We start from the raw sequence: 11892 nt of genomic DNA, 5'->3' as shown, positions 1-11892 counted from the left end.
GGCGCCGGACCCGGACCCGGCGCCGGCGCCGGCGCCGGCGCCGAGCCGACAGGACCAGCTCATCCAGGACTTCGTCCAGAACCTGACGGCGCCGCGAACCGCGCCGACCCCGTGACCGGCTCCGACCGGGGCCACACCGACCCCACCGCGAGAGGGAGACGACCGATGCCGACCTACGACGACCGACTGGGCGTCGACCCGGAGGAGCTGAGCCGGGCCGGGGAGGAGCTGCGCGAGCCCTCCCGCCTCCTGCGCGAGTCGTTCGCGCGCCTGCGGTCCCAGCGCGAGGCCCTGGGGCCGCTGTGGGGTGCGGGCACGGACGAGACCACCGAGTCCGTCCGCGCGAACCTCACACCGATGCTCGACCTGCTGGACGAGTTCGGGGCCACGCTGGTCGAGGCGTTCGAGCAGACGGCGGACGGGGTGATCCGGTCGGCCCGCAACTACGGGAACGCCGAGGAGTTCGCCGTCGAGGAGGTCGGCGGGCTCACCCCGGGCGGAGCGGGCGGCTCCGGGCGGCGGTGATTGACGGGGTCGGTCCCGGTGCCCCGTCCGCGGCCTCAGGCCGACGCCGCACTCACTCCCCGGGCAGGTAGTACGGCCTGTTCTGCGCCGCCACCGGCGGTGACTGGTGGAGCCAGGCGCCGACCGGCTCCACCGTCCCGATCGCCTCGACGAACCTCTTGATCCGCGCGTCCGGAACCTCCCCCAGCTTCAGGGCCACCCTCTTCTCCGCCTTGGCCAGGTCGTACCACTGGTAGGGCTGGAACACGTTCAACGGCGCGGCCAGCGCCCTGACCGACTCGCCCCGCTCCCTCGAGCCGTACTCGGTGAACGGGGCCGTGCTGACCGTTTCGGCCCTGATGTTCCTCAGGTCCGCGGTGAACGAGAAGTGCGGGTCGCCGCCCGCCCCGTCCTCCCCGTGCCTGTGCTTCACACACGCCACCTTCCACGTGTCGGCCACCACGGTCTCCCCGCCCGTCGACGGGCCCGGGGCCGTGGTCGGGTTCGCGTTGGGCACCGGCAGGGGGACCTCGAAGTCGGCCCTGAACTTGGGTTCACCGAACAGCTTCTCGCCCGCCTCGATGGCCAAGGGCGAGTCACAGGCGACGCGGTGACGGCAGAACCCCAGGTCGCGTGTCTGGTCCTCGCCGAAGGCGTACTGCTTGTAGGTCAGTTCCGGCACGCGCTGACGCGCCACGGTGGGGTAGGAGACGATGTTCAGTTCGATCTCCTGGATGACCGAGCCCCCGTGGGCGAACTGGGCGAAGTACATCTGGTAGTTGAACGACAGACACGCCTTGCCGTCGAACGTCGCGACCGAGAGCTCCGCGTGCGGCGCGCACTCCTTCAGCAGGAGCGCGGCCCTGTCCTCGGGGACGAGGTAGTCGACGCCGAGGTTGGTGAACGTCCCGTAGTAGAAGGGCAGGGCGAAGCCCTCCGGGATCGGAGGCAGGACCCCGTTCGGTGCGGTCGTGCTCATGCGAACTGCTCCCTTGACTCAGCGGTGATACCGGACAGGTCGATCGGCTCGTCGTTCTCCAGGTGGGCGGCGTCGACGAGCCGGTCCACCCGTTCTCTCGCCTGCTCCAGGTCCTTCGCGGTGATCTCGAAGGTGGCGCTGGCGAAGCAGCCCTTCTCGGCCAGCTCGGGATCGGGGTGCGGGTTGCGGTACAGCTGTTCGGCCCGGTCGCGCAGCTCCAACATGGTGGGCACGGCCAGCCCCATCGTGCGCGACTGGCCGTTGAACGCCTGGTGGAGACAGCTGAGCAGGGTCGCGTAGACCGTGTTGAACTCGACGGCCTTGTCGTAGACCGCGCTCGTGGCCTGGTGTTCCTTGTAGTCGGCGACCTTGGAGTCGCCGTTGATCGGATAGGCGTCGTTCCAGCTGACGTCCACCAGCGGCCCGCTCGGCGGCCGCTTCGGGGAGTCGTAGGGGCTGTAACAACGACCGGTGTAGATCTCGTTGAACCGGAAGTAGTGGGCGAGCTGGCGCTCCTCACCGAAGATCTGGTCGTCGCTGTCCCAGATCGAGTCGTGCACGCCCTCGCCCTGTTCGCTGATCACCCTGATCGCGGTCTGCGCGGACTCCAAGTCCTTGACGGCGAACACCTCGCCTCCGGAGTTGTAGAAGTCCTCCGGCCCCACCTGCAGATCGGGGGTACCCTTGAACACCTCGTGCTCGCCCTTCTCCTTGACCAGGTTGACGAGCCCCTGGCGGATGGCCTCGTAGAACTGGCCGATGGAGGTCCAGCCGGAGCCCTCGCGCACCCCGGTGCTGATCGATCGCGGCGTCTCGATGGTCAGGAAGGTCCTCAACGCCTCCTCGGAGAAGTGGCGCAGACCGATCATCGGGAGCTTCTCGCTGCTCAACGGCAGCTTCACCGGATACTCCTTGACGAAGTTCGGGTGCTCGACCTGAGGCTTCCCCCCGACCGCGTTGAGCAGGTTGGCGGCCAGGGTCATGTGCAGCATCTCCTCCAGGAGCACGCTGCGGATGGCGTAGTAGGCCGTGCGGTTGGTGCCGGGGCGGATGGTGTACATCCCGGTCATGTAGACGGGGATGGTCAGGTGTTCCACCTCCAGCGCCGCCTGCAGGTACTCCCGCAGTTTCTCGAGTGTCTTCGGGATCTCGAATCCGGCGTCGTGCACCTTCTCCGCGAAGATCATGCCTTCTCCTTCTCCCCGGCCGCGGACCGCACGACGACCGGCTGGTTCAGTGCGGCCAGATCCCGGTGGATCTGCTCGGCGCTACGCAGGGCCAGGGCGGACATGGTCAGGGTCGGGTTGCTGGTGCCGATCGAGGGCATGCTGCCGCAGCCCACGGCGTAGAGGTTCGGGTGGTCGTGGGTGCGCTGGTAGGAGTCGACCACGGAGTCGTTCGCGTGCTCGCCCATGATGTGCGTGCCCGCCCCGTGCCCGGCGCCCTGGTAGGTCAGGTCCGTCTCCCTGTGGCGGAAGTGGCCGAGCTGCGGGACACCGTGGACCGGCTTGTGGTCGGTGTACGGTGTCGCCTCGAGTGCGGCGAAGATCTTCTCCGAGACCCGGTAGGCCGCGTACACACCGTCGCGGGTATGCGGGTCCAGGTCGTAGGTGAGGATCGGCCGCGGGTTGCCCAGGGCGTCGCGGTGGCGGCTGGGGTCGATCGTGACCCGGTTCTTCGGGTTCGCGGACTGTTCGACCGCGATCTGGAGCTGGAGCTGGCGCCCGATGTCATCGCCGAGCTTCCGCCTCAGGTCGGGGCCGAGGAGCCCGTCGGGTTTCACGGTTCCGCCGGCGTCTCCGCCCAGCCCCAGCGCGGAGGTGACGTTGCTCATCGGCGCACCGGTCGCCCACGACCAGCCCCAGTTGCTGATCTCGATGCGAAACGGTGCGCGTTCCCCGCGCTTACCGTGGAAACGGAAATCCTCCCACCCCGAGGTGTGGCCGGGACCGCGGTACGGGCCGACGGAGCGTTCGGCCAGCGCCCAGGCCAGCGTCGTCGGGTGGTCCATCAGGTTCCTGCCGACCTGGTCGCTGGTCTTCGCCAGTTCCGAGAACAGCAGCAGCCGGGCGTTCTCGATGGCGTGCCCCGCCAGGACGACGATGTCGGCGCGCACGGAGCGCGCCTCGCTGACCGACGAGGCCGGGTCGTTGTAGGCCCGGTACTCCACGCCGCGTACACGCGTGTCCTGACCGCGCAGGACCCGGGTGACCACCCTGCGGGTGAGGAGGGTGACGTTCTCCGGAAGGTCGGCCTGGACGCGCAGCGGAGAGGACTTCGCCTGCGCGGGGCAGATGGGCACACAGCTCGCGTTGCCCACGCAGCGCTCACCGTAGTTGGGCAGTCCGACGGCGCCCTTGGGCCGGTATCCCTTCTTCCGGTCGTAGGCCGGGTTGGGTGTGCTGTTGCGCGCCTGGGGGATCCCGGTCACGTGGAGCGTGCGCGTGTCCTCCATCGGATCCGTGATCTCGGCTCCGTCGATCCGCCGGCAGTGCTCGTCGATGTGGCTCCGCGGGATCGCGTGCATGGGGTAGACGTAGTCGGGGTCGGAGACGACGCCCAGTTTCCTCTGCTCGGCGGCGTCTCCGGCGACGCCGAGTTCCCGCTCCGCCTCCTCGTAGTAGGGCTCCAGGTCCTTGGCGGTGAGCGGCCAGTCACGGCCGTATCCGTAGGTCGTCCCCGTGGCGAAGTCGTCGGCGTGCATGCGCGGGACGGCGCCGAGCCAGTGCATCCCCGAACCGCCGAGCGCGCGCAGGTAGTCGGTCCGGTAGGGAAGCGGGCCGTCCTGGACGAAGTAACCGTCGGCGGTGTACCCCCCACCCTTCTTCGGGGACAGGTCGAGCACGTCGGGCGAGGGGGCGGCCGTGTTGTGGCGGTAGGCCGAGTTGGGCACCTTGGCCACGGCGGAGCGGTAGGTGCTCACCGAGTCCAGGTGTCCGGACCAGCTCTCGGTACCTCCCTCCCCCGCCTCCAGGAGCAGGACACGCCACCCCTGCCCGCCGAGTCTCCCGGCGATGAGGCTGCCGGACCAACCGGCGCCGACGATGACGGCGTCGTAGTGGTCCCGGCGCGTTTCCGGGCCCGTGGCTGCGGCGGTCATGCGGGGTTCCCTTCCGGTTCCTGGGCCCGGGCCGTGGGCACGGCGGACGGCGGCACGTCGCGTGCCACCCGGGGCCCGGGCAGCCGGTGCGCGGCGAACGCGGCCTCGTCGGCCCGCTCGTCCTGGCGGTGTTCCTCGGTGGGGTGGTCGGTCGCGTCCTTCCGTTCCAGTCCGCACTCCCGTTCGATCTCGGCCAGCGACGGCGGGGCGGCCGGCTCGATCGACCAGGTCCCGTACCCGGGCGGTTTGGCTCCGGCGGGGTGACCGTGGAAGGTGCTCCACACCAGGCCCTCGGTGTAGGCGCTGGGCGTGACGACGAACTCCCGGTTGGCCATCTCCCGGCGCAGGTCGGCGTGGGCGGCCACGGCCAGGCGCGGCCAGGCGCCCGTGTACCAGAGGTAGGTGACGGCGCGTGCGATCTCCCGGTCGGTGGGCTCGAGCTTGGCCGGGCCGAGGCGGGGGGCGCACGCTTTCCGCAGCGCTTTCAGGAATTCGTCGAACCTGGACCGGCCCACCTGCTGTCGCGCGGTGTCCAGGTACATTTCCGCCATGCCGGTGGCGTGCAGATCGAACACGGGGAAGCCGGTCAGGTGCACGCTCAGATCGACGAACCGTACGACTTCCCCGGGGACAGGGTGGGGAACCGGGTTCACGCCGCGACCTCCTCGGATTCGATCAGGTGGTCTGCCGGGCGTCGGCCCGGAGCGACCGTCGTCAGGGTGGGGTTCCGCGATCCGGACGTGGGGAACGTGGCGCCGCCGACGTGTTCGCGAGGGGCCGGGCCCTCCCCGCTCTTCGGGGTCAGGAAGTACCTGATCTCCTTCGGCCCATTCATCAGGCGAACGCGCGGCTTCGGCCGGAACACGGAGAAAACGGGACCCATGCCGCTGGACACGACCACCCCGAGGAAATCGTTCACCTGTTCCCAGTGGTTCTTCTTTTCCAGGTCATCCAGCACCTTTTCGGCCCAGTTCGCCATCTGGTCCCGCCCGGACCGGGGGATCCGGGAACTCCAGAACAGCGCCCGCTCACCGGGACAGGCGGCCACCGGACCCTGGGCCGAGGGCTCCGGAGGCACGGGGTGGATCGGCGCTGAGGGCACGCCGACCGGGGGCCTGCCCTCCGCCGTTCTCGGTTGCGCTCGGTCGTTCACAAGCGGGATCTCCTCACCGAGGTTTCGAACGTCCACCGCGGGACGCTTTCCCATTACCGCGACATTCGGAAGGGCTTATCAACCGAACACCAAGACACCGTCGAAAACACCATCGAAAACCGTGGTATTCGATGGACTCCGGCCCAGTTGGCCGACCACCGGGAATCAGATCACGAAGCGACGACACAGGCAAGGGAGGCATACACCAACTCGGCGTTCATCTGAATTCAAAGACAACCGAAACAGTGAAGCCCGACGCAGCGGACCAATCCTTATGATGGAAATTGCACCCTTCAGGACTTTGGGCATCCCCAATCAATCGAACCGACCCTTGCGCATTTTGCGAAGAATGCGACATCGAGTGGAACGCACATACGACCGCAGATGGGTTCGCGAGTTCGCTCAGCCACGTGGAATCGGTCCGACGGGTCAATTTTTCGGGCTGTCCCGTACCCGGGTGCGGTGACGCCCGGCCCCTAGGGAACGGGAAGGCCGAGCAGCCCCGGCTGGGCGGCCACCCGCCCCTCCGCGCGGAAGAGCCGGCGCACCGCGTCCCGTACAGCCGGGTCCCGGACCCGCTCCACGAACGACTCGGGAGTGGCGCCGCACACGCGGCGCAGTTCCATCGACTCCATGAGCAGGGCCCGGATCAGTGTCGACTGATCGGTCAGCCCACGCGGCCGTCCCTCCCCGTCCACCAGGCAGCCGTGCCCGCCGACATAGACGGAGCAGGGCGGGAGCCGCGTGCCGGAGTCCAGTGTGACGGGGTACCGCCGCACCGGCATGAGCCGTCGCCGGTAGTTGGGCTCGGTGGCGTCGAGGGCGTCCAGTTCCGCCTGGTCCGGCCACAGGACGAACAGGCGGCTGGTCCGACCGGGGGATTCCACGGGAGCCGCCGGAACGTAGCCCGACCGGTTCACGTGCGCGGACACACCCGGCGCGATGCCGTCCACGTCGGCCCACGTCATCGGGATGACCGGCGGTTCGGAGCGGCCGAGAAACTTGCGTCGCAACTGGGCGAGCGAGGCGTTCGACCCCACCGCCACCATGGGGTGGCGCTCCGCCACGGGGGCCCGACCCACCCGCGACAGCACGCTCGCCAGCGAGGCCCGCTCCCCCGCGAAATCCGTGACCCAGTCGTCTACCGGCCTGCCCGGGCGGGGGTGAAGCGGGAGGTGGTCGTCACCCAGGAGGACACCCGATCGGCCAGGAATCCTGCCCGGATACGTGAGAGGAAGGGTGGTCGGGTCATCGTGGTGCGAGGCGTCTTCGCGACACCCCGTACCGATGTTGCCCGCCATGGGGCCGCCGGGGGAGGTCGAGACGGTGGGACCCTCCTTCGGCCGGTATCCGGATCCACGTCGCGCCCACGGACCGTGTCGACCGGCTTCATGCCCCATGGCGGCCCCCGCTCCGCACGACCACGAACTCATCCTAAGACACCCGAGGGAGGGGGCGAGGGCCGCGGGAGCGCGGTCTCACGGAACGGTGCCGCCTGCCCTTCGACGGCATGGGCCCCGACGCGGTCGTCGGGCCGGCCGTGTGAAGGAGCCGAATCCTGTTCGCCGCCGGCGCGGCTCGGTGACGAGCGGTGCGGGTCGGAACGAACCGCTCGTCACCGACGATGGTCCTTCAGTCCGGCGGGGTCAGCCCCGGGTGCCCCAGTCCAGCCGGTCGGCCAGCCCCGCCTTCTCGAAGGCGACCTCGAGGTCCGTGCGACCTTCGGTGAAGTGGGTCCAGCTGTCGTAGTGGACGGGCACCACGCGGCCGGCGTCGAGAATCCGGGTCGCCTCGGCGGCCTGGGCGCTGTCCAGGACGAGGGGCTGGCCGTCGAAGAGGACGGGGGATCGGGGAGCACCGGCGAACATGATGGCGGTACCGATCGGAGCGAAGCGCTCGGCGACCTCGCGGACCGCCTCGATCGAGGCGTTGTCCCCGCTGACGTAGACGGTGGGCAGGCCCTCGCCGGTCAGGATGAAGCCGACGACCTGCCCGGTGATCGGTTCGGTCTCCTCCCGCGGAGCCGGACCGTGAACGGCCGGGGCCGCGGTCACGGTGACCGCGCCGCCCCCGGGGCGGTCCAGTTCGACCGATTCCCAGTCCGCCAGGCCCGTGGCCTTCGCCCCGAGGCGCTGGCCGCCGCCGGTGGTGGTGAGGGTGAGGGGGATGTCGGCGAGCAGGGCGCGGCCGGAGACGTCGAGGTTGTCGGCGTGCTCGTCGTGGGAGAGCAGCACCGCGTCCACGCGGCCGAGGTCGGCGGGGGCGCCCGTGGCGGGCGCGGTCTTGGTGAGGGTCGGGCCGCCGGGCGTCGGGTAGTCGCCGGGGGCGTCGAAGGTCGGGTCGGTCAGGAAACGCAGGCCGCCGTACTCGAAGAGGGCGGTCGGGCCGCCGAAGACGCGGACGGGAAAGTGGGCGGTCGTCGTGGTGGACGAGGACATGACGGAATCTCCTCACGGATGCATGTGTTGTTAACCGTGATAAGAGCGTAGGTGAACCTCACGGTTGATGACAAGTTCAACCGTGAGATTCATGGATGGCGGGACGTCGTACCATGACATCCATGGACGACCTCACCACCACCGAGCTCGAGCTACCGCCGGCGCCGGGTGAGGAGCGGTACTCCTCCCTCGCTCTCGCCAACACCGTCATCGCGCTTCCGGGCGGGCGCTTCGCCGACCTTCTGGGCACTCCCTTGGCGACGAACCAGTGGATGACCGCGCGCGGCCTGGCCCCCGTGGACGCCGGTATGCGGGAGATGTGCGCGGCACAGTTGCGCTCGCTACGTGAACAGATCCGGGCGCTGTTCGCCTCGCGTACCGAAGGGCTGCCCGCGCTGCCCGCCGCGCTGAGCGCCGTCAACGACGCGCTGACCCGTGTCCCCACCGCGCCGCTGCTGCTGTGGGACGACAAGGACGGCCCCTACCGCGCCACCACCCACCCCACCACCCGGATCGTCGACCACGCCCTGGCGACCCTGGCCGCCGACGCCGCCGACCTGCTGACGGGCCCCGACGCGCAACGCCTGACCGCCTGCGGTTCGCCCCCCTGCAACCGGTACCTGGTCCGGCACGGCCGCCGGCACTGGTGCTCGACCCGCTGCGGCGACCGCGCCCGGGCGGCCCGCGCCTACGCCCGGCGCTCCCGGGTCGGAACGGACTGAGGAGGGCCCACCCGCCCGGCCCCTCCCCTTTCGGTGGACGCGGGTTCGAGTCCCGCCGGGCTCACCACACAGCGTCCGGTCCGCCCCGAAGGCTCGCTCCCGGAGAAACCGAGGCGAGCCCCTTGCCGTGCCCGCCGTGGAGCGGGAACCCGGCAGCCGTCGTGAACCGGAGGGCACTGGTCGGTGCCGATGGTGTGCCGCGGTCAGCCTGGGCGTGGTCGAACAGGCAGGATGTGAGGGGTGGACGAGGGGACCCCGTGCACCGCCGAGTCCCTGTGGCCTCTCCGGCACGACAGGGACGCCGACCAGGAGGGCGAGCCGGATACGGGCGAGGAGAGAAAGCGAAAGAAGGCGGACCATGGCAGAGGATGAGGTCGAGCGGTCGGAAGGCTTCGGCGAGCGACTGCTGGGACTGCTGCTGGACCGGGAGCGGCTGATACCGCCCCGGTTGATCGCCCCGCTGGTCGCGGAGGAAGTGGCCAAGGTCGGCGGTCGTGACGTCTCCATCCTGCTCCAGGACTACGCGCAGGAGCTGCTGGTGCCGCTTCCGGGCAAGGGGCTGCACGTGGGCCGGCCCGAGCCGATGGACGGTTCCCCCGCCAGCCGGGCCTTCCTGCGCGTGGAGGTCATCGAGGTGCCGCAGGACCGTGGCGGCATCCGCGTGTACCTCCCCCTGCTGGGCGGAAGCGACGGGGTGGGGGTGATGGCCCTCACCCTGGACTCCGTCGGCGACGACGACCGGCGCCTGCTGTGCAGGCTCGCCAACCTGGTCGCCGACATGCTGGTGACCAAGAACGCCTACACCGACCAGTTCTTCCTGGCCCGGCGCAGGGAACCGATGAGCGTGTCCGCGGAGATCCAGTGGGGCCTGCTGCCGCCGCTGACCATGTCCGTGCCGCAGATCGAGGTGGCCGGAATCCTGGAGCCCGCCTACCACGCGGCCGGTGACAGTTTCGACTACGCGCTCAACAACGACATCTTGCACGTGGCCGTGATCGACGCGATGGGCCACGACCTGGATGCCGCCGCGATGGCGACGGTCGCCATCGGCGCCTACCGGCATGCCCGACGCGTGTTCATCAGCTTGACCGAGAAGTACACGTTCATGGACGACGCGATCTCCCGGCAGTTCGGACCCGACCACTTCGTCACGGCGCAGCTGATGCACGTCAACATCGCCACCGGTGCGCTGGAGCTGGTCAACGCGGGCCATCCCGCGCCGCTGCTGATCCGCGGCGGCCGGGTCGTGCGGCAGCTGGAGAGCGCGACCACGTTGCCCATCGGCTTCAACGGCGAGGCGCCCCAACTCAAAGAGCACACGCTCCGGAGAGGCGACCGGGTGTTGTGCTACACCGACGGCATCATCGAGGAGCACCTCGCCAACGGGGAGCTGTTCAGCGAGGAACGCCTCATCCGCTGCATCGACCGCCTCGGAAAGGAGCCGTCGGATGGGCTGCGGGCGGACCTGCGTCGGCTCTCCCACACGCTGAAGGCGGAACGGGGCGGGCGCACCAGCGACGACGCCACCCTTTTCATGATCGAGTGGCGCGGGGAAGCCGCCGACCACCTGACCGAACTCGGCTGAGGCTCCGGTGGTCCGGCGCCGGTGCCGCGGGGAAGGCGTCGGCGACCGCGTGCTGTGTACACCCGCCCGTGATGACCGTGAGCGGAGCCGCCGACACGATGAGGGGAGAGCCCCGAGTCCTCACCGCCGCCCTCCTCGCGGGTACCGTTCCCAAGGCATGCCCGCCGCGGTGAACGCCTCGTCCCGGAATCAGGAGAAGGCCGCCGGGACGACGACCCTCTCAACGCGGTCGGCCGGACCCGTACCGAACACCCCGATCGCCATGGACGGAAACCCATGACGTACCTGCACGTCTTCGACATGGACGGCACCCTGCTGAAGGGAACGACGGCCAGCCTGGAGATCGCACGGATCCTCCGGTGCGAGCCACAACTCACGGACCTGGAGCGGCGCTTCCGACGCCAGGAGATCGACACCCGCGGGTTCGCCCGGAGCATCCACCGCCTCTGGAGCGGACTCACCGAGAGCGACGTGATGTCCGCGTTCGTCAGTAGCCCCTTCCTCACGGACATCCCACGGGTGTGCGCCGACATCCGCGCCCGCGGCCACCACTCGATGGTGGTGAGCATGTCCCCCGACTTCTACGCGCGGCTGCTGCTCCGGTTCGGTTTCGACGAGGTGGTCGCCTCACGCTTCCCCGCCCCTCCCTTCACCTCCCCCGTCGTCGCGGAGGACATCCTCACCCCGCACGACAAGGTGGGGATCGTCGAGGAGGCGCGCCGCCGCAGGGGCGTGGACCTGGAGCACTGCGTGGCCTACGGGGACTCGATGTCCGACGCTCCGCTGTTCAGGCACCTGACGAACACCGTCGCCGTGAACGGAGACGGTCACATCGCCGATCTGGCGAGCGCCCGGTACACGGGTCGGAGCCTGTGGGACGCCTATTCCACGGCTCGGGGAATCCTCACGCCCACGTGCCCCTGAACCGCCGTGACAGCGGGACACGGCCGAAGGCGTCCCGCGCGGAGCCCGTCAGCGTCTCCGCCCGGCCGCATCCCGCGACGGATACCGGGCGCCACAGGGCGAAGCGGTCCCCGACGGGCAGCCGCACCGGGGCCCGGACGAACAGGTCGGGAGGCTATCCGGGGCCGCTCACGGGGACGCCCTTGTCGGCCGCGGTGGCGAAGTCGTCGTCCACGCCCACCACACGGCGGCCGACGCGGGCCAGCAGCGAGGCCGCGGCGGTCGCGCGTTAGCCGCTGCCGCAGTGGACCCACACCGCCCCCTCCGCGAGCTCGCTGAGGCGCCGGGGCAACTCGGGCAACGGGATGTGCACGGCACCGATGACGTGGGAGCCGTCCCACTCGTTGCGCAGCCTCACGTCCAGCACCGTCACGGGGGCGGGCAGTCCGTCGGGGACCGCGCCCTCCAAGGCCGAGGCCAGGGCGGCGAAGTCGGCGGTGTCCATGGT

Annotated in this window: 12 protein-coding genes; 4 read left to right on the top strand and 8 right to left on the bottom strand. The window is 70.0% G+C overall.

The genetic code is table 11. The features are described from left to right. The first annotated feature begins 165 nt into the window (after positions 1-165). Positions 166-525, top strand: coding sequence for a hypothetical protein (locus D471_RS0124120; protein ID WP_017600993.1), 360 nt, complete (start codon positions 166-168; stop codon positions 523-525). Positions 526-577: 52 nt separating this feature from the next. Here the strand turns inward: D471_RS0124120 and D471_RS0124115 are convergent, their stop codons facing one another. The 7 genes from D471_RS0124115 to D471_RS0124085 form a co-directional block, all read right to left on the bottom strand. Continuing rightward, the gene (locus D471_RS0124115; protein ID WP_017600992.1) at positions 578-1483 is read right to left on the bottom strand and encodes a hypothetical protein; all 906 of its coding nucleotides are present in this window, start codon (positions 1481-1483) and stop codon (positions 578-580) included. Next, on the bottom strand, positions 1480-2670 hold the full coding sequence (locus D471_RS0124110) for a ferritin-like domain-containing protein (protein WP_017600991.1): 1191 nt from the start codon (positions 2668-2670) through the stop codon (positions 1480-1482). The genes D471_RS0124115 and D471_RS0124110 overlap by 4 nt, the downstream gene beginning before the upstream one ends. Then, positions 2667-4583, bottom strand: coding sequence for a GMC family oxidoreductase (locus tag D471_RS0124105; protein WP_017600990.1), 1917 nt, complete (start codon positions 4581-4583; stop codon positions 2667-2669). The genes D471_RS0124110 and D471_RS0124105 overlap by 4 nt, the downstream gene beginning before the upstream one ends. Continuing rightward, positions 4580-5236, bottom strand: a complete 657-nt coding sequence (locus D471_RS0124100; protein WP_017600989.1) for a hypothetical protein — start codon at positions 5234-5236, stop codon at positions 4580-4582. The genes D471_RS0124105 and D471_RS0124100 overlap by 4 nt, the downstream gene beginning before the upstream one ends. After that, positions 5233-5562 (bottom strand): hypothetical protein, encoded by a 330-nt coding sequence (locus tag D471_RS0124095; RefSeq protein WP_152486423.1) that lies wholly within the window; start codon positions 5560-5562, stop codon positions 5233-5235. The genes D471_RS0124100 and D471_RS0124095 overlap by 4 nt, the downstream gene beginning before the upstream one ends. A gap of 650 nt (positions 5563-6212) precedes the next feature. Then, positions 6213-6803, bottom strand: a complete 591-nt coding sequence (locus tag D471_RS35905; protein ID WP_152486422.1) for a hypothetical protein — start codon at positions 6801-6803, stop codon at positions 6213-6215. Between the two features lie 579 nt (positions 6804-7382). After that, a complete protein-coding gene (locus D471_RS0124085; protein ID WP_017600986.1) occupies positions 7383-8174 on the bottom strand; it encodes an MBL fold metallo-hydrolase in 792 nt (263 codons plus the stop codon). A 122-nt stretch (positions 8175-8296) separates the two neighbouring features. Between D471_RS0124085 and D471_RS0124080 the strand changes: the two genes are divergently transcribed. From D471_RS0124080 to D471_RS0124070, 3 genes are all read left to right on the top strand, one after another. Beyond that, a complete protein-coding gene (locus tag D471_RS0124080; RefSeq protein WP_017600985.1) occupies positions 8297-8896 on the top strand; it encodes a CGNR zinc finger domain-containing protein in 600 nt (199 codons plus the stop codon). Between the two features lie 358 nt (positions 8897-9254). Then, a complete protein-coding gene (locus D471_RS0124075) occupies positions 9255-10481 on the top strand; it encodes a PP2C family protein-serine/threonine phosphatase (RefSeq protein ID WP_017600984.1) in 1227 nt (408 codons plus the stop codon). Between the two features lie 276 nt (positions 10482-10757). Next, positions 10758-11405, top strand: coding sequence for an HAD family hydrolase (locus tag D471_RS0124070; RefSeq protein WP_017600983.1), 648 nt, complete (start codon positions 10758-10760; stop codon positions 11403-11405). Positions 11406-11673: 268 nt separating this feature from the next. Here D471_RS0124070 and D471_RS35900 read toward each other — a convergent pair. Further along, positions 11674-11892 (bottom strand): rhodanese-like domain-containing protein (locus tag D471_RS35900; RefSeq protein ID WP_040690949.1); only part of this gene is annotated, 219 nt, incomplete at its 5' end.

The sequence above is a fragment of the Nocardiopsis lucentensis DSM 44048 genome (genome assembly GCF_000341125.1).
Taxonomy (GTDB): domain Bacteria; phylum Actinomycetota; class Actinomycetes; order Streptosporangiales; family Streptosporangiaceae; genus Nocardiopsis; species Nocardiopsis lucentensis.
This window is presented reverse-complemented; position numbering and strand designations above follow the sequence as displayed.

Excerpts from the sequence above, each read along its gene's own strand:
- D471_RS0124120 (WP_017600993.1), top strand. The coding sequence starts at position 166 with ATGCCGACCTACGACGACCGACTGGGCGTCGACCCGGAGGAGCTGAGC.
- D471_RS0124115 (WP_017600992.1), bottom strand. The coding sequence starts at position 1,483 with ATGAGCACGACCGCACCGAACGGGGTCCTGCCTCCGATCCCGGAGGGC.
- D471_RS0124110 (WP_017600991.1), bottom strand. The coding sequence starts at position 2,670 with ATGATCTTCGCGGAGAAGGTGCACGACGCCGGATTCGAGATCCCGAAG.
- D471_RS0124105 (WP_017600990.1), bottom strand. The coding sequence starts at position 4,583 with ATGACCGCCGCAGCCACGGGCCCGGAAACGCGCCGGGACCACTACGAC.
- D471_RS0124095 (WP_152486423.1), bottom strand. The coding sequence starts at position 5,562 with ATGGCGAACTGGGCCGAAAAGGTGCTGGATGACCTGGAAAAGAAGAAC.
- D471_RS0124085 (WP_017600986.1), bottom strand. The coding sequence starts at position 8,174 with ATGTCCTCGTCCACCACGACGACCGCCCACTTTCCCGTCCGCGTCTTC.
- D471_RS0124080 (WP_017600985.1), top strand. The coding sequence starts at position 8,297 with ATGGACGACCTCACCACCACCGAGCTCGAGCTACCGCCGGCGCCGGGT.
- D471_RS0124075 (WP_017600984.1), top strand. The coding sequence starts at position 9,255 with ATGGCAGAGGATGAGGTCGAGCGGTCGGAAGGCTTCGGCGAGCGACTG.
- D471_RS0124070 (WP_017600983.1), top strand. The coding sequence starts at position 10,758 with ATGACGTACCTGCACGTCTTCGACATGGACGGCACCCTGCTGAAGGGA.